Below are 16,557 nucleotides of genomic sequence, written 5' to 3' on the forward strand. Positions count from 1 at the left end.
GGATCCGCTTCTACATCTTCTAGGGTGTCCGGTTCCAGAAGGGTACTCTTCGGTTGCCCATAATGCATGGATTTGCTAAGGGGCAAATCGCTTGGCCGGGCCGGTCAAGGGGTCTGAACGATATTTCTTTCCGGCAGGTTGGGGACGGCAAAGATGGGATTGATGTCCAGGGCGCTTTGGCAGGTGAACCGGTCGCCGCTGCGATGGGCAGTCAAAACGGGCGTCAGCACCTGGCATTACGGCGCCAAACGGCAGCGCAAGCAAGAGTTGAACGGCTTGGACGTCAGCGCGGCGCAGGAGGCTGCGGCGAACGATTTGAACCGCGACGGTTATGCCATCGTGAGCGAACTGATCGACGCCTCCCTGCTGCAGCAGCTTGCCGCGTCGGGAGAGACAAAGCTCTCGGAAATCGACGCCGCCGACAAGCAGCAGGCCGGATACTGGAAAAAATTCCTGGTCCATTTGCTCGACTCTGAGATGATCGACGGCAAACTCGCGGCCGATAATCTGTTTGTGCGCTACGCTTTACAGCCAGGTGTGGTGAATGTCGTTGCCTCGGCGCTCGGGGAAGTCCCCTGGCTCGACTACGTCATGCTGTCGTATTCGAGGCACACCGGGCAGGCGCTTGCGTCGTCGCAACTGTGGCATCGTGATCATGACGATGTCAGGGTGGTGAAGTTCTACACCTATCTGACCGACGTGCAGGAGGATGCCGACGGTCCCTTCACGTTCCTGTCGCGGCAATCGACCGATCGATTTGGCTATCCGCTGCTCGGAAGTCATTTCAGTGACGACGAGGTATTCGGGAAGGTACCGCGTCAAGACGTAAAGGTGATGAAGGCGCCTCGTCTTGTTTCCTTCATGATCGATACCAGCCGTTGTCTGCACATGGGCAGCCGGATCGCCCCCGGTCATGGCCGGCTGATGTATACTGCGACTTTCATTGCTTTTCCCCGTATGTTTCCCGGGGGCAAGAACCGGCCGTTCCGTGCAACTCCGGGCACCTCCGAACGGGACAAGTTGATCCTGGGGCTTGGTTGACCTTGGCGTTTCCGCTATCGCGAACGGCGAGGCCACCGAGATTTCCATGGATCAGCAATCTAGAGGCGTGAGTGACAGTGTCGCCTGATATCGCACCGGCATCGACGCTGGAGTTGTCCCGTGCCTATGCGTCGGACTTCGCACGGAGCCTCCTTCGCCTTGCCTTCAAGAATGTCAAACGGACGGGCGACGTCGTCGATTCCGAATACAATGGCGGCGCCTGGGACAGGGTGCTGACCGAACGCGCCTGGGTCGGTGCGCCGCTGGAAGAGTTTCTCGCGGGGCAGAGTCGCTCACCCCGACTGGCGAAGGTGAACGGTCAACTCGTGCGTATCGCCACGAAGGACTATTACAAGTATCGCATCCGGGCGCTGTCGGAACTGATGATGCGCCACGTCGGCGACGCGACATCCCTGGTCGAGTTGGGCTCCGGGACCGGCTATAACCTGTTTTCGCTCAGCTTGGATCCTCGCTGGACGCAACTTCGCGGCTTCGACATCGCGCCGAACGGCATTGAAGCGGGACGACAGATCGCGCGCCATTATGGCCTGGATGGGCGCGTCAGCTTCGACCGGATCGATCTGACGGACGCACATGATCCCCAGTTCAGCCAACTCGCAGGCGCAACGATCTTCACTCACTTCTGCATTGAGCAAATCCCCTACGCCGTGGACGCCGTGATCGAGAACATTCTGCGGGCGCGGCCGGGCCGTGTCGTGAACATCGAGCCCGCGATCGATATGCTGAATTTGTCGGATCCGCGCGATCTGGCCAGTCGGCTCTACTTGAAATCAGTGGACTACCAGACCCGTCTGTTCGCTTTGCTGGATGAGCTGGAGCGGAAGGGGCGGATTCGCATTCTTGCTCGCGAGCGGATGGCCTACGCTCCCACATTGCACAACGACGGTCTCTTGTATGCGTGGGAGCCGCTGAGCGGTTGATCGAGCCAGGCTTCCAGTTCGAGGCTTTCCAGGGCGCGCCTCGCCGCGCCGGGTTGCGTGGATGGGGGAACGTGAAGTGGGCGCACTGCTGTGGGAGTCCGAAACGCTGCTCGCGTTGGTGTTGAATGCAGCCGTTACGTTGTTGTTTCTTGCGCTTATCGTCCGAATTTCGCTGAGCCAGCCCGGGTTGCTTTTTCTCGCTTTCTTTTTCTTCTTCTATTGTGCCTGGAGACTCGTCTCAGTCTTCTACATTGACGTATTCGGACCGATCGTCTCCGAGCAGCTGGAAAGAAGCATTGGTCCCGGGCTTGCGGCGGTGCCGCTGGGCGCCAGCCAGGTCCTTGTCCTCCTGATGTTGCTGGTCTCCTTTCATCCGCAGCGTTTGAAGGCTCTCGCGGCCGAGTCCAATTTTAAAATGTCGAGTTTCCTGCCGGCCGGACGTCTCGATTTGTTCAATCTGGCGCTCTGGGTCGTCCTCTTGTTCGAGGTCGCCCTCTGGATCGAGATGTTGACCCGGGGGACGATCCCGCTTTTCAGCAGGATCGAGCGGCTGGACTATTCGCGGCAATTCGGAGGCTTTCTCCACGGACGCCTGATGGATTGGGGGCCGATGCTGGCTTTCCAGCTAGGATTGCTTTTCATGAGTCCGGTGCTGCGCGGCGCGCGCTTCGACTACCGATTTGGAGCGCTGTTCGGCGGCCTGATGGTTTATCTGCTCTTCGTCGGGCACAGGTTTTCGTCGTTCTTTCTGTATTTCTCGTTCTTCATTATGCCCTTGGGCAGCATCGTCTTGGGGCGCAGCAAAGCTGCAGCATTCGACAATTTGGCATTCTACCGCATGCTGCGCGCCCTATGGTTGCCGGTGGCCGGACTTGGTGTCCTCGTTCTGGGGGCTCTTACATATTCCTATACCGTCGTGCGTGGTGCGGAATCGGCGTTGCTTCAGACCAAACTCACTCAGCGACTCCTGGTGCAGCAGGGCGAGATGTGGTGGATGACGTATGAGCGCGTTTTTCTGCACGGGGACTGGAACGCGCTTCTGGCCTTCGTCAAGCTTTTCCTGGATCCTTTCAACCCCAACCGCAATTCGACAATGCAGCTGCTGATGGAGCTTGGTCTGCCGATCGAGCGCGCGCATGCCTTGCTCGATTTGGGGGTGGCCTACACCGGCGGCTGGCCGGAAGTCTTGTTCGAACTTGGTGGACCGGTTAACGGATTTATTCTGGTTGTGCTCTCGGCAATCATGTTTTCGGAGTTCTTGTTCTTGTTGACGCGCTGTGTCGTTGAGGAGCGGTATGCTACTTGCTTTTTCCTGACGCCAATATTGTATGCAGTTGAGGTCTACTTCGCGTCGGGAATGATGAATTCGTTTATCCAGCTGACTTTTATGACAAAGTTGGGGGTGGCGGGTTTCGTTTACGTCCTGGAAGATAGGTGGCGGGCGAGGCTGATGGCATCGGCATCGCCCGGATCGGGGCAAGCGAGGGCACTTGAGAAGGAAGTCACGCCATGAGAGATACGACGGCTTCCATATCGGCTGTTTCCTATGTCGGCGGGATGTTCAGCTATCTGGTCCGCTCCATTAGATTCCGGCTGAAGTCCATTGTCCTGATTCCGCTTCTTGCGGCGCTGGTTGTGTTCGTCGGCGACTGGATGCGTCCCGTCGGTTACGCGGCGCAAGCCGTGGTGCGGGTTGGCCGGGTTGATGGAGCCGAGGTCGCGCCGATGTCGTCGATCGTATTCCAGATGAACTCGTCGTCGTTCAAGCGCCGGGCTTTCGCGACCGCGGACTCATCAGCCGATGGCGACGCCAAGGCACGTAGATTGATCCTGGAGAGCTTCGATGTGCGGCCTGCAACTTCCGAAATGCTCACCCTGTTCGTCGGTGCTCCGAGCGGGCAGGCCGCCACCGAGGCGCTTCAGGCCGCAGTGCGGACGCTGAACGCCGATCAAGAGAACATTCGTGCGCTGGCGCTCTCGGGGATCAACACCCAGATCGCCTTGGTTGATTCCAATATCGCCAGTCTCATCAGGATTCGGGAGGAGCTGGCGTCCCCTGGCTCGATCGGGCCTTCGGCTGCGAACGATCAAGCCTCGTTGATGCTGCGGCGACTGTGGTTGCTCGATCTGATTGCGCGCAACGAGGAAAAGTTGGTGGCCGCGACGAACGATCGGCGCGCTCTGGCGGAGCGGATTGGGCCGTCCAAGACCTACCCCGCGACGCTCAGCGACGATGTCACTGTCCGGCAGGCTTCCCCAAATCCGCTTCGGCACGCAATTTTCGCCGGTGCGATCGTTCTGCTGATCATGCTCGTATACGCCATGGTGAGCAGGCCAGCATCAGCTTAGACTGCCGATCCATTCGTGGCTGTCGATGCCGGCATGTGAGATGCGGTTGACATGTGGTCGGCCGCGGATCGGGCAACTCCAGGCCAAATGGTTGCGGAGCCTTCTTGAACATGCAAAATCCCGCTGATCCTGGGCATGTCGGAAGCGAACTGGCGGACCGGCGGAGACGCCCGGCCGTATTCTTCGATCGCGATGGTGTGCTCAACGTCGACAAGGCCTATGTGTACAGGATCGACGACTTCGAATGGATGCAGGGAGCGCGCGAGGCCGTCAAGCTGTGCAACGATCTCGGCTATTACGTCTTCGTCGTCACCAATCAATCGGGCGTCGCCCGCGGCTACTTTGGCGTGGACGACATCCACCGGCTGCACGACTGGATGAGCGGCGAGCTCGCCGCAATCGGCGCGCATATCGACGACTTCCAGTACTGTCCCTACCACGAGGAGGGGACGGTCGAGGCGTACCGACGCGCGAGCGACCGGCGTAAGCCGGCCCCCGGCATGATATTGGATTGCATGAAGGCGTGGCCGGTCCGCACTGAGGGCAGTCTGCTCGTCGGCGACAATGCCCGCGACATCGAATCCGCCGTCGCCGCGGGGATACCCGGACATCTGTTCCAGGGCGGCGATCTGGCCGCATTCCTTCGTCCGCTGCTCGCCGCCCGGAGCTAGCCCCGATTGACCGCGCGGAACATGTATTCCGCCTGCTCCCAATCTTCGACGGTGTCGATGTCCTGCACGAGGTGCCGCGGCAGCACGACCCCGACGGAACGCTCCGAGAAGATCGGCACGTCTTCGAGGAAGGCCGCGGCTGTGCCCCAGTAGAATTGGCCTGCATCGTGATAGGCCGGCTCGAGGTCCTGCGATCGGGTGAGGCGATGCTCCGGATGAAACGGATCGACGCGGCCGGCCGGGGTCATGCGCAAGGCCCGCTGGATCGGGAAGGCGTAGCTTGTCACCGAAAACGCGAAGGCGGCGTCGGAGCTCGTGAGGGCGTCATAGGCCTCGCGCAGGAAGCGGGCCTCGATCAGCGGCGCAGTCGCGTAGATGCAGCAGACATGAGTGACGTCGTCGCCGCGTTCGATGAACCAGCTGACAGCGTGCCTGACGACTGCGGCCGTCCCGGTGTGGTCGTCGGAGATCTCCTTCGGACGAACGAAGGGTGCTGTCGCGCCGAACTGGCGCGCCACCTCGGCGATCTCAGCGTCGTCCGTGGAGACGATGATCTCGTCGAACAGGCCGCTCGCCTGCGCTGCCTCGATCGAATAGGCGATGATGGGCTTGCCGCAGAACGGCCGGATGTTCTTGCGCGGGATGCGCTTGCTGCCGCCGCGCGCCGGGATGACGGCGATCTTCACGCGAGGATCTTCGTAAGCGCCGCGACGACGGTGTCCTGCTCGGCATCCGTCATTTTCGAGAACAGCGGCAGCGTGATGGCGTCCTGGTAATAGCTCTCGGCCTCCGGAAACATACCGATCCTGAAGCCCAGGCGCTGATAGTATGGTTGGGTGTGCACGGGAATGTAATGCACGTTGACGCCGATGCCGGCGGCACGCAGCGCCTCGAACACCTGGCGGCGGCTGAGCTTGATCTCGTTGCGCCGGAGCCGGATCACGTAGAGATGCCAAGCCGAATTCGTGTCCGGATGCTGCCACGGGCAGGTCAACGGCAGCTTCGCCAACAGGCGATCGTAGCGCGTCGCGAGCTGACGCCGGCGCTCGACGAACGCATCGAGCCGGACGAGCTGGCTGCTGCCAAGCGCCGCCTGGATGTCGGTCATGCGGTAGTTGAGCCCGAGCTCGATCTGCTCGTACATCCAGGGACCGTGCTGGTCCTCGTTGGAACGCCGCTCGTCGGCCGTCGGGGGCGACTGCATTGGGCGAATGATGCCGTGGCTACGCAGATAGGAGAGCCGTTCGGCGAGTTTCGGCGCGTTGGTCATCAGCATCCCGCCTTCACCGGTCGTGATGATCTTGACCGGATGGAAGCTGAACACGGTGACGTCGCTGAGGGCGCCATCGCCGACCTTGCGTCCGCGGTACTCGCCGCCGACCGCGTGCGAGGCGTCTTCGACGATGTGGAAGCGGTAGCGGTCGGCGAGCGCGCGGATCTCCACCATCTCGCAGGACTGCCCCGCAAAATGCACAGGCACCACCACCTTCGGAAGACGGCCCGCGGCCTCCGCCAGCGCGAGCTTTTCGGCCAATGCAGCGACGCTCATGTTGTAGGTGCGCGGATCAATGTCGACGAAATCGACGGTCGCGCCGCAATAGAGCGCGCAATTGGCGGACGCCACGAAGGTGTTCGGCACCGTCCACAGAATGTCGCCGGGCCCGAGATCGAGCGCGAGACAGGCGATGTGAAGCGCGGCGGTTGCGTTCGAAACGGCGATGCCGTGGGCCGCGCCGCAATATTTCGCCAGCCCCTGCTCGAAGCGTGGGCCGGCCTGTCCCTGAGTCAGCCAGTCCGACGTCAGGACATCCTTGACTGCGTCGATGTCCTCAGCAGAGATATCCTGGCGCCCATAGGGGATCATTGGACCGCTATCTTGTTGAACTCTCTGATCTCGGCGACGTCGAGGAAGTGGTCGTTCCGGCCGGAATTATACTCGAAGCCATCGGACACAGGCTCGCCGTGCTCGCCGATCTGGTTGGTGAGATAGTCGACGTCGCGGCGGAAGAACTTGATCGTCGGCTTGATCACGAAGTGGTCGTGGAACTTCAGCGTCAGGTGAGAGTCGTCGGTCGGGCACATCACTTCGTGCAGCTTTTCACCCGGCCGGATGCCGATCACACGGATCGGCAAGTTCGGCGCCATCGCAGCCGCGAGCTCGGGAATGCGCACCGAGGGAATCATCGGCACGAAGATCTCGCCGCCCGACATGCGCTCGAAGCTCTTGATCACGAAGTCGACGCCCTGTTGCAGGGAGATCCAGAACCGTGTCATGCGCGGGTCGGTGATGGGCAGGTGATCGGTGCCCTCGGCGATCAGCTTGTTGAACAGGGGGACGATCGAGCCGCGCGAGCCGACCACGTTGCCGTAGCGGACCACGGCGAAGGACGTGCGATGGCCGCCGGCCATGTTGTTGGCGGCGATGAACAGCTTGTCGGAAGCGAGCTTGGTCGCACCATAAAGGTTGATCGGCTGGGCCGCCTTGTCGGTCGAGAGTGCGACGACCTTTTCAACGTTGGCCTCGAGCGCCGCCTGGATCACGTTCTCGGCGCCATGGACGTTGGTCTTGATGCATTCCATGGGATTGTATTCGGCAGCCGGAACCTGCTTCAGCGCCGCGGCATGGATCACGAAGTCGATCCCCTTCATGGCGGTGCGCAGGCGTTCGCCGTCGCGCACGTCGCCGATGAAGTAGCGCATCACCGGCTGGTCGAAGTCCTGCTGCATCTCGTATTGCTTCAGCTCGTCGCGCGAATAGACCACAACGCGACGCGGCTTGAAGTTCTTGAGGAGGCCGGCGACGAACTTCTTTCCGAACGAGCCCGTGCCTCCGGTGATCAGTACAGATCTTTCGTCAAACATGGGCGTTTACAACGGCTTGCGGTGATTTCGGGGGAACGGCGGCTGTTACCATAGGCGTTCGAGGCCGTCTAGGCTGGAATCTCCATGCGGGAAGAAGTGGCCCCCGGCCATCTTGCGCGGAGCAAGTCGAGCTTTCAACCGGCGGAGAGTTTGGCTAGATATTGGGGATGTCAACCGGCCGGGGCGAGCATGATTGAACGGATAAAGAGCAGTCCGAACGCATTTCCGCAGCTTCGGCGGCATCAAGATCTTGTCGAATTCATCAGGGAAGAGCAGCCCGGGTTCGTCGGCAAGGTTCTCGATGTCGGTTGCGGACCCGGATATCTTGCCAAGCTGATGAGGGAGGCCGGGTTCCCCGAGGTCCATGGCGTCGACTGGGGTGGGCCTTCATCTCTTATTCCGAATTCCGTTTCTTCCTACCAGCAGGTCGATCTCAACGAAGAGAGGCTGGAAGATGTGGTCGATACGAAATTCGATCTCATCGTGTGCTCGGACACGCTGGAGCATCTCGAGCGCCCGGCCAAGGTCATAAGGTCGATGCGAGAGCTGTTGACCGACACGGGGTCACTCTACGTCACGGTGCCGAACTGCACGAATATATTTCAGAGAGTGAGCTGGCTGCTGACCGGCAACAGCTACCGTTACCGCACCGAACGTTCCGGCGAGTTTGGCCACATCTCGCTGTTTCCTTCTTCGGTGATGCAGTCCCTTATCAATCGCGCCGGCTTGAAACAGGTGCGCAAAGGAAAGGGCTATATAGCCGCAGCCGGCTTCATTACCAGCAAGGGCATGAAGTTCAGCGACTTCTGGAGCTATTCGAGCTACTACCACTTCAAGCCGGTTGGACCGAAGCCTGAGTGAGCTCTAGCGGTCCTCGAAGCTCGACAGCCGCTGGAGCGCGACGCGAAAACCTTCGCCGTCGTTCTCGTGTCCCTGCCAGATCTCCGGGATGAACGAGGCTTGTGGCGCCTGCCTGTTCAGCACCCGGAACACATTGCCGAAATCGATCTCGCCTTCGCCGATCTGGAGACCCTCACCGTCGACGCCGCGGGCGTCGGCCATGTGGACATGGGCGACGAATGATCCGATCTCTTCCATGAACTCGTCGAACGACCACCTGTTCTCGGTGCATGCAAGCTGGGAATGCGAGGTGTCGAAGCAGATGCGCACCCCAAGCTCGCGGCAGCTGCGCGCGATGTCGTCGCTGGACACGAACAGATTGTGGTAGCGCTGGCCGCCGAAATGCCAGGGATAGGGCGGCATGGTCTGCGGCCAGAGCTCGACTGCGGGATCGGCGAGCTCGCGGACGCTGGCGCGCAAATGGGCTTCGCGAACCGCTCGTTCCTCGGCGGTCAGGAAGCGCGTGGATGAGAAGCCGCCGACATTGCAGATGATGCCGACCGGGCCGTCGTCGCGAAAACGTTGCGCCAGCGCCTTGGTCTTGGCGATGACGCGCTTCATCTCCGCGATCGAGCGCGTGCGATAGTCGTCGTCCGGAATCGTCAGGTCGAGCACGTGGTCGCCCTCGAACAGCTCCGGCGCATGCACGATCAAGCCGCACGGATAGCTGTCGGCAAGGAAGTCGGCATCGTTGATGCCGAGGTCGCGATAGCTCAGGTGAAACTCGACGAAATCCGGATTGACCGCCGCGATCAGCTTGTCGGCGTCGCGATGGCGCACCGGAACCCCCCAGGGGCGCCTGAAACTGATTTGTCCACCGGCGGCGAGCTCACCGAGATCCGAGATGTCGGACGGATAGAGCGGCGTCTGCGCGGGGATCGCGCGCGGCGCCTTCCGTCCGATCACCTCGTCGATGCGGTTCGGCGAAAGTCCCTGGCCCGGGCTGCGGATCTCGATCATCTCCCGCGTGATCGTCGCGCCGGCCGCGATGGCGTCGATGGCGAAGATCGACTTGCCGAGGCTGATGCGGTTGGCCTTCTCGCCCTGGCTGAGGATGCGGGGCAGGGCGCTGCCGAGGGAGTCCTCGACCTGGCGCACGCCTTCGACCATGCGCTTGAATTCATGCGGCAGCAGGCTGACCTTGTGGTCGTTGCCTTCCTGGTCGCGCGCCAGCGTGAAATGCTTCTCGACCAGGCGCCCGCCCATCGCCACCGCCGCGACCGACACGAAGACGTCGCGCTCGTGCCCGGAATATCCGACCACGCTCTCGCAGAGCTGCTGGAGGCGCAGCATGTATTTCAGGTTGATATCGCGGAACGGCGCCGGATAGGTCGAGTTGCAGTGGAGCATGACATACTCCGCACCCGACGTCTGGAGCAGCTTCACCGTCTCGCGAATCTCGTCCTCGGTCGACATGCCTGTGGAGCAGATGATCGGGATCCGCTGGTCGACGATGTGCTGGAGCAACTCGTGATTGGTGAGGTCGGCGGACGCCGTCTTGATCGCTTTCAATCCGTATGCGCGGCATTTGTCCGCACTGTTGACGTCGAAGGCGGTGCAGAGCGGCTCCATTCCGAGCGAGGCCGAGTAGTCGAAGCAGCGATAGAGGTCCTCGTCGCTGAGCTGGAAGCGGTCGAGCAGGTCGAGCACGTATTCGGTGCCGAGATCCTCGCTCTGTCCCTTCGCCCGCTTGCCATAGAGGCCGGCCATGTCGCGCATCTGAAATTTGGCGGCGTCGGCGCCGGCCTCCGCCGCCGCCTTGATCAGGGCCAAGGCGGCCTCGAGGCTGCCATTGTGGTTGTTGCCGATCTCCGCGATCAGGAAGGTCGGATTCTCTTCGGCGATGGTGCGACTGCCGATCCTGATGCCCTCGCCGGGATGGCGCTGACGGGCGACGCCGACGACGTGGCGCTCCGCGTCGACCAGCGGCACGTAGAGCACATCGCGCAGCAGCCTGTTGGCAGTCTCGCGGTCGCCGGCGACCGCGCTGCGGACGCGCCGGTTGCAGAGGTCGCCGACCGCGGCCTGCACGCCGGAGGCGGCGCCCGCGCCGATCCAGCGGATGATGTCGCCGTTCGAGAGGCTGCCGAGCAGCCGGCCGCTGCCATCGACGCAGAACACGATCTCGCGCCGGTTCGCGGCGACCTTGCTCGCCGCCTCCTGGATGGAGGCGTCCTCGTGCACTAGGTAGCTCTGGAGGTCTCTGTCGATGATCATCCTGCGATGTTCCTGCGGAACGCGGCCTCAAGCATCTCCCAATCGGAGAGCTCGTCGAGCTCGATGCTGGTGCTTTCGTCCATCTCGTGGACGACGATCTTGCCGTGAAGGCGCGCGCCGCGCGCGCGCAGCCGATCCACGGTCGAAATGTAGAACGCGCCGTTCTCCATCAGCGTGCCATTCCATTGCTGGCGCAGCGGACGGCTCGACGGATCATAGTTGATTGGCGTGCCATCGTCATTCCAGAAGAACCGTCGGGTCCTGACGCAGGTGACGAGCGAGTCCGCTTTGCTCGACATGAAACGAGAAATGGCGTCCGCAATATCGCGGCGGGTCGTCTGCGGGCTCGTCGCCTGCGCGGTGATGAGATAGGGCTCCGAGATGTCGCAGGCGTCGATCAGGTCGTAGATCGCCTCTTCGGTGGTGGAGTTATCGGCCGCCAGATGGGTGGGGCGGGGATGCACGAGGATCCGGGAATCGATCGACCTGACCACGGCGGCGATCTCCTGGCTGTCGGTCGACACGAAGACGCGCGAGACCATGTCGCAGTCGAGCAGCGCGCTCAGCGTCCAGGCGCAGAGTGGCCGGCCACAGAACGGTTTGACATTCTTGCCGGGGATCGATTTCGAGCCACCGCGCAGCGGAACCAGGGCGGCAAAGCTCGGCTTGCTAGACAACGCGTTCATTGAATCTACGTTCATCCATGCCAAGTGGGATCACCGCGGCAAGCGGTGCAGTCTCGGCGACGGTTGGCACGCCCCCTCCGAAAATGTCGTGCGTGCCCGTCCGAAAATCGAAAAACCGGAGGTATTCCCAGTTCTTATCTCCCGCGACGCGCTGCTTGGTCGACCTCGATCAGCAGTCGCTAGATACGGCACGGGGCGGGATCGTGCAAGGTAAACGGCGGTCCGGGAGCCCGGAATTGCCTCTTCTGACGGCTCGGTGGCGTGGCCCGAATGTTGAGCGTTTCCCTTATATCGAAGGACGTAGCCCGGGTGCTTTCCCCCAGGTCCCGTCGGATGGATCGGGTTTGGTTTCCGATGCGAGCAGGGCTTCGTCCGGAGCTAGCTCAACTTGCTTCGCGGGTGGTGCATTAACCTGAGCGCACGCCAGGTCAGCAGGTTGCGATCCGGGTTTGCGAGAGGCCGGACACGCGCACCAGGCGTTATTTCGACGGTAGCGTCAGATGAATATTCATCTGAGATGTTTTCGAGAACGGCATTCGCGCAAAGTCGAAAGCCGCGAACGCGAGATGGAAAAATGGCGTCAGCGGATTTTTCAGTGATGGCCTGTTCGCGGAGACGTCGGCGAGCCCGAGCAACTTCAATTCGTTGATGGCGCTGACAGTCCAGAACGGCGCGCCCTGAGTATACTTGCATTGCAGGACTTCGAAGCCGGCCTCCTGACAGTGGCGAATGAGACTTTCCCTTGTGAACAAGACGAAATGACGCGGCGTGTGAAAACCACCCCAGGAGCGGTTCCGAAACAGCCGGGCATCAAGAGAATCGAAATTTGGCGTTTTGATCCAAATCCGCCCTCCGGGTTTCAGCAGGCCGCGAGCCTTTTCGAGGAGTGCGGCAGGATCGGGAACGTGCTCCAGCAGATTGAGCATCAGGATCAGATCGAACTGCCGATCAGTCTTGAAGCCCTCCACTGGCGTGAGGTGAAATTCGTGCCCCTTTGCTCTTGCGGCGTCCTCCGCACCGGCGTCGATGTCGACGACCGTGGTGTGGGTTACGCGGGGGTCAGCTCGCTTGAGAGCGTCGAGAAGCCATCCACTGCCGCCGCCCACGTCTAGAGCGGACAAGGCATTTCCAGGAATTTGACGGGTGATGGATCTGAAGGCTCTATCGTCGAGGAAGTTCTTGATCTTCAGCGCGATGGAGTCTGCGTCCGAAGCATGGAAAGAATAGTAGTTGGACGGATAAATTTCATTCAAACGGTCGAAAAGCATCGGGTGAATGAAAACGATGTCACAGCCGGTGCAGCGGTAAAACGAAAACGTATCCGGCGTTGTAAAGTACTCAACGTCATTGGCATTCGCGAAGTGGCTGACATCGGTTCGCGTGCACAGAGGGCAGCACGGGGGGGAGCTCATTGTGTTTTGTTTCTCGTGACGATGACGTCAGCCCGAAGAAGGCCAAGGAATGTTTTGAGATAGCTGGACCGACGCATCTCGATGATCGGGGCGATATCGGTATCGAGCAGATAGGCCTCGAGCTGATGGAGATTGGTATAGGAGACCTGGGGCTCCCAATGGTGCAAGAGATGTCGATCGAACCCGGCGGCGCCGAATAACGAGGAAAAGACGCTTGGGCCAAAGACCCGGGTGTAGGCTCCATGGTCTTGCTCGAAATAGTCGATGTGCGGGTCGGCGTCGGGGTCACGGTGCTCCAGCAGTTGCCGTAGCGCTCCGAGAAACGGAAAAATCATGCCGATGCCGAGGATCCATGCAAAGCCGAGCGTGTAGAAATCAAACCAAAAGCTGGCGCCGACGATCGTGGCGTGAATTGAAAGGCCGATCAGCAGCAAGAACGTTTCTCGGGTCGTTCGGGCCTTCCCTGCGCTCGTTCGTCGCTTGGAAAGCACCTCGATCGACCGCAGCCCGAACAGGCTCTTGAAGATGAAAAGCAGATTCAGCGGGAAGAAGTAGCTCATCTCGCTATCGTCTTTTTGGCCGAGTGCACGGTGGTGCTGGAAGTGAAAAGGCCTGTACGACTTGACCGAAGTGCCAACCATCCAGGCGATCAAAAGATCGCACAGCAGATCGCTGTTCTCTCTACCTTGCGCCAGATTGAAGTGGGCGCCTTCGTGAATGAACAACTGCAGATAGGCGACCCAGAATCCGATCGCCAGGGCACCGCCCAGCGTTGCGATCCACGGGGGACATCCATAACGAGGAGCAATAGCGGTAGCGAGCGCCGTCGCCAGCAACGCGGCGTATCCGAGTGCGATGTCGGCCCATACTCGAACGTACGAGGGCTTCAGCGTCTTCAGAAAATCCAGATAGCGTTGACCGCTTCGATCAACCAGGACCGGCCGCAGCGTCTGGAATTTTCTCGAATAATCCATGTCCGATCGGATCGCGACCAGGTCCTCGTTTTCCTCGCTCTTCAAAGGATATTCTCCCTGGCGCGACAATTTGGGCAAGGCTTGCCTCGTCCGTTCGCGCGTCGGCTACGCCCGCGCAAATCTATAGAATTTCCGCAACTGCAACTCAACCGGTTATTGCCGCGGCAACCGTCGCTGTTCCGGCGCCGACGCCCGTTCGCTCATGCCGCGGGTGGCGCGCAGAGCGGTTTCGCGGGCGGCGGCCCCAGGGGCGTGCAGACGGGGCCTGCTCGTGCCGCCGCGAGTTTCATGAATTCCGCCGCTTTATGGTCAACGCACTGGTCGCAGGGCCCGGAATTGGCTATTTCGACAGTCCCGTATCGACAAATTGCTCAAGCGCCGCCGATACCGGATTCTAGAAGGACGTAGCCTGCGTGCATTCCCCCCCGCCGGACGTGTTGGGTCGAGCCTCCGGCGTGAGCCGGGCGCTGGTCGAAGCCAACTCTATTTGCTTCGCAGCGATCTTCACATGGGCGATGTCGGCGACATCGGCGATCGCATGCGCAATCGTGCGTTGGCCCCTGGGAAGCCCACACTGGTTCGCGTTCGTGAAGGCGTTTCTGCTGTTGGCAGCGGCAGTCTCCTGCCTGCCTGCACTGAGTTCCCGGCGGCACCACGGCACAAGCCATGCCCGCGTGGTCCTCTCGGTCATCGCGATCATCTTTCTGCCGTGCCTTGCCTGGTTCGGTCGGGCCTTTGCCGACATCATCGCCTACCCGGTCTTGCTTGGGATGGTGTTCCTGGGCCTGCAGCGTGCTGCCGGGGTGGTGCGCCACATGGCGCCGCGGACGTCGGTGCTGGCAGTCGTCTGCGGCTGCGGTGCCGGAATCGGCTACTTCTTCCTCGTGAACTCCAAAGGGTATGCCACCGTCCTCACGCCGGAACAGGCGGCAACGGGCCTGCAGCACCTCGACACGCTATATCATGCGTCCATCGCCAACATGCTGGTCAACTTCGGACATTTGAGTACCGGCTTGGACGGCTTCATGCCGATGAAGTATCACGTGCTGTCCCACATATGGATGGGATGTGTGGGTCTGTGGCTCGGCGTCACCACTCTCGAGAGTTACTATCTTACGGCGCAAATCATCGCCATTCCGTTGCTCTTGTTCAGCTTGATCATGGCGGGCTTGCTGCTGCGGCGCTCGGCGGAAGGATTGAGCGACAGCGCGCTCGTCACGCTCGTTCCGCTCCTGCTTTTGATGATCGCCGATCTCTGGGGATGGACTTCATATCTGGTTTCCGAAAGCTATTTCGTCGCCCTTTTTCTGCTCTTGCTTGCGTTACCACTGCTCCCGGAGATCGCCGACGAGAGGTCACCGCTCGGACCTCCTCTGACAGCCCTCGCGGTCGCGGGAACGTTGGTTTTGTTCTCAAAGATTTCGGTCGGAGTGATTTTCTGGGGCGCCGTAGGATTTTTGCTGTGGCGACGCCTGGGACTTACTCTTCTGAACTTCATCAAAGTCGCGGCACCAATCGCGCCGCTGGTCTGGCTTGCGAGTGCGATCGGCTCTCCCGAAGCCGGCGAATACGTCCATGCACTGAGACCATTGGCTTTCGTGCGAGAGTTTCCGCGCGGTTCGCTGCCGAACATCGTGGCCAATCTGGTGCTGTTGTGTGGCGCCGCGCGCCTCTGGCTCTCAGGCACTTCGGCTGAGATGCGGCTCGCGGAGGCGTTGGCACTCCTTGCGCTGGGGAGCCTTGCTCCGGCCCTCCTGCTCGATATCATAGGAGGCTCGGCCTTTTATTTCGCGAATGTCGGGACCTTCGTCTGTATCGCCTTTTTGACAGCCTATGGCGGTCCGATGCTCGAAAGGCGAAATCCTCAGGCATTTCGCCCCGCGGTGATCCTGATCGTCATCGCTGTTGTGGTGCTCGCTACCAACGAGAAGAGACGCAGCCCCATCGAGTTGGCGAGACAGTTCCAGGAACTGCGCGCCCGGGCCCACAAACTCGCCGGCAGGGGCGAGGCGGCCCCGCTGCCGACCTTGAACGCAACGGCTGCGCTGCTTGCCCCTGGCGGCAGCCTTCGCGCAGAGATCGGCGATGATGTGAGGCACGCGCCGGGAGGGCAGTCGATCGAGACGTTGCTTTCCTTGAGCGGAGGGCTGACGCATCAGACTGCCGTGTTCGTGGCGCCGGACAATCGGCTGTTCTGGACGACCTATATCGACTGTCGCGGCGACCCGTTATTTATCCCTGCAGTCCTCGGCTTGCCCATGCTCAAGGGGATCAACCCCGCCGAATTCGGATGCCCAAAGGACAGGTATTATCTGGGGGCACACAACGCGGAAGACGCGATCTCGGACGTCGCAAGCGACGATCAGCTTTGCGCTCGGGCAGCACGATGGGGACTGGGCGAGATTTTGGTCCTTTCGACACCCCAAGTTGGTCGCAAGCTAAGCTGTGCCGTTCCGCGAACGTGAGCGTGCGACAACGTCCGGTGCGCAGCCGCGGTAACGAGC

14 protein-coding genes are annotated in these 16,557 nt (G+C 61.0%); 7 read left to right on the top strand and 7 right to left on the bottom strand.

Going from position 1 to position 16,557, the window contains the following annotated elements; translation table 11 throughout:
- Window positions 1–162 precede the first annotated feature (162 nt).
- From AB7Z56_RS13985 to AB7Z56_RS14005, 5 genes are all read left to right on the top strand, one after another.
- Window positions 163–1,041 carry a hypothetical protein gene (locus AB7Z56_RS13985; RefSeq protein ID WP_441256344.1) on the top strand — a complete coding sequence of 293 codons (879 nt, stop codon included), beginning with the start codon at window positions 163–165 and terminating at the stop codon, window positions 1,039–1,041.
- 71 nt (window positions 1,042–1,112) lie between these two features.
- On the top strand, window positions 1,113–1,982 hold the full coding sequence (locus AB7Z56_RS13990) for a class I SAM-dependent methyltransferase (RefSeq protein WP_354141776.1): 870 nt from the start codon (window positions 1,113–1,115) through the stop codon (window positions 1,980–1,982).
- Between the two features lie 76 nt (window positions 1,983–2,058).
- Window positions 2,059–3,495, top strand: coding sequence for a DUF6418 domain-containing protein (locus AB7Z56_RS13995; protein WP_354141777.1), 1,437 nt, complete (start codon window positions 2,059–2,061; stop codon window positions 3,493–3,495).
- Entirely contained in the window at window positions 3,492–4,331 is an 840-nt protein-coding gene (locus AB7Z56_RS14000) for a hypothetical protein (protein WP_354141778.1), read from the top strand. Before AB7Z56_RS13995 ends, AB7Z56_RS14000 begins: the two co-directional genes overlap by 4 nt.
- A 110-nt stretch (window positions 4,332–4,441) precedes the next feature.
- Window positions 4,442–5,002 carry a D-glycero-alpha-D-manno-heptose-1,7-bisphosphate 7-phosphatase gene (locus tag AB7Z56_RS14005; protein WP_354141779.1) on the top strand — a complete coding sequence of 187 codons (561 nt, stop codon included), beginning with the start codon at window positions 4,442–4,444 and terminating at the stop codon, window positions 5,000–5,002.
- Here the strand turns inward: AB7Z56_RS14005 and pseF are convergent.
- Genes pseF through pseB form a run of 3 tightly spaced genes read right to left on the bottom strand, consistent with a single transcriptional unit; the run spans window position 4,999 to window position 7,864 of the window.
- Complete coding sequence (gene pseF / locus AB7Z56_RS14010; RefSeq protein ID WP_354141780.1) at window positions 4,999–5,688, bottom strand: pseudaminic acid cytidylyltransferase; 690 nt, start codon at window positions 5,686–5,688, stop codon at window positions 4,999–5,001. The genes AB7Z56_RS14005 and pseF overlap by 4 nt on opposite strands.
- On the bottom strand, window positions 5,685–6,866 hold the full coding sequence (gene pseC / locus AB7Z56_RS14015; RefSeq protein ID WP_354141781.1) for a UDP-4-amino-4,6-dideoxy-N-acetyl-beta-L-altrosamine transaminase: 1,182 nt from the start codon (window positions 6,864–6,866) through the stop codon (window positions 5,685–5,687). The genes pseF and pseC overlap by 4 nt, the downstream gene beginning before the upstream one ends.
- Entirely contained in the window at window positions 6,863–7,864 is a 1,002-nt protein-coding gene (pseB, locus tag AB7Z56_RS14020; protein WP_354141782.1) for a UDP-N-acetylglucosamine 4,6-dehydratase (inverting), read from the bottom strand. The genes pseC and pseB overlap by 4 nt, the downstream gene beginning before the upstream one ends.
- Window positions 7,865–7,948: 84 nt before the next feature.
- Here pseB and AB7Z56_RS14025 point away from each other — a divergent pair, with 84 nt between their 5' ends.
- Complete coding sequence (locus AB7Z56_RS14025; protein WP_354141783.1) at window positions 7,949–8,725, top strand: class I SAM-dependent methyltransferase; 777 nt, start codon at window positions 7,949–7,951, stop codon at window positions 8,723–8,725.
- 3 nt (window positions 8,726–8,728) lie between these two features.
- On the opposite strand, the gene AB7Z56_RS14030 is transcribed toward AB7Z56_RS14025, so the two are convergent.
- The 4 genes from AB7Z56_RS14030 to AB7Z56_RS14045 all read right to left on the bottom strand — a co-directional run bounded on the left by AB7Z56_RS14030 (window position 8,729) and on the right by AB7Z56_RS14045 (window position 14,131).
- Entirely contained in the window at window positions 8,729–10,981 is a 2,253-nt protein-coding gene (locus AB7Z56_RS14030) for an N-acetylneuraminate synthase family protein (RefSeq protein ID WP_354141784.1), read from the bottom strand.
- On the bottom strand, window positions 10,978–11,667 hold the full coding sequence (locus AB7Z56_RS14035; RefSeq protein WP_354141785.1) for an acylneuraminate cytidylyltransferase family protein: 690 nt from the start codon (window positions 11,665–11,667) through the stop codon (window positions 10,978–10,980). Before AB7Z56_RS14035 ends, AB7Z56_RS14030 begins: the two co-directional genes overlap by 4 nt.
- Before the next feature lie 479 nt (window positions 11,668–12,146).
- The gene (locus tag AB7Z56_RS14040) at window positions 12,147–13,079 is read right to left on the bottom strand and encodes a class I SAM-dependent methyltransferase (RefSeq protein WP_354141786.1); all 933 of its coding nucleotides are present in this window, start codon (window positions 13,077–13,079) and stop codon (window positions 12,147–12,149) included.
- On the bottom strand, window positions 13,076–14,131 hold the full coding sequence (locus AB7Z56_RS14045; RefSeq protein ID WP_354141787.1) for a fatty acid desaturase: 1,056 nt from the start codon (window positions 14,129–14,131) through the stop codon (window positions 13,076–13,078). The genes AB7Z56_RS14040 and AB7Z56_RS14045 overlap by 4 nt, the downstream gene beginning before the upstream one ends.
- A 377-nt stretch (window positions 14,132–14,508) precedes the next feature.
- Here AB7Z56_RS14045 and AB7Z56_RS14050 point away from each other — a divergent pair, with 377 nt between their 5' ends.
- Window positions 14,509–16,518: a hypothetical protein gene (locus tag AB7Z56_RS14050; protein ID WP_354141788.1), complete on the top strand. Its 2,010-nt coding sequence runs from the start codon at window positions 14,509–14,511 to the stop codon at window positions 16,516–16,518.
- Window positions 16,519–16,557: the final 39 nt, after the last annotated feature.

The organism is Bradyrhizobium sp. 482_C4_N1_8, from assembly GCF_052075965.1.
GTDB classification, from domain to species: domain Bacteria; phylum Pseudomonadota; class Alphaproteobacteria; order Rhizobiales; family Xanthobacteraceae; genus Bradyrhizobium; species Bradyrhizobium barranii.

Excerpts from the sequence above, each read along its gene's own strand:
- pseB (WP_354141782.1), bottom strand. The coding sequence starts at position 7,864 with ATGTTTGACGAAAGATCTGTACTGATCACCGGAGGCACGGGCTCGTTC.
- AB7Z56_RS14040 (WP_354141786.1), bottom strand. The coding sequence starts at position 13,079 with ATGAGCTCCCCCCCGTGCTGCCCTCTGTGCACGCGAACCGATGTCAGC.
- AB7Z56_RS14000 (WP_354141778.1), top strand. The coding sequence starts at position 3,492 with ATGAGAGATACGACGGCTTCCATATCGGCTGTTTCCTATGTCGGCGGG.
- AB7Z56_RS14025 (WP_354141783.1), top strand. The coding sequence starts at position 7,949 with ATGCGGGAAGAAGTGGCCCCCGGCCATCTTGCGCGGAGCAAGTCGAGC.
- AB7Z56_RS13985 (WP_441256344.1), top strand. The coding sequence starts at position 163 with ATGTCCAGGGCGCTTTGGCAGGTGAACCGGTCGCCGCTGCGATGGGCA.
- AB7Z56_RS14035 (WP_354141785.1), bottom strand. The coding sequence starts at position 11,667 with ATGAACGCGTTGTCTAGCAAGCCGAGCTTTGCCGCCCTGGTTCCGCTG.
- pseC (WP_354141781.1), bottom strand. The coding sequence starts at position 6,866 with ATGATCCCCTATGGGCGCCAGGATATCTCTGCTGAGGACATCGACGCA.
- AB7Z56_RS14030 (WP_354141784.1), bottom strand. The coding sequence starts at position 10,981 with ATGATCATCGACAGAGACCTCCAGAGCTACCTAGTGCACGAGGACGCC.
- AB7Z56_RS14005 (WP_354141779.1), top strand. The coding sequence starts at position 4,442 with ATGCAAAATCCCGCTGATCCTGGGCATGTCGGAAGCGAACTGGCGGAC.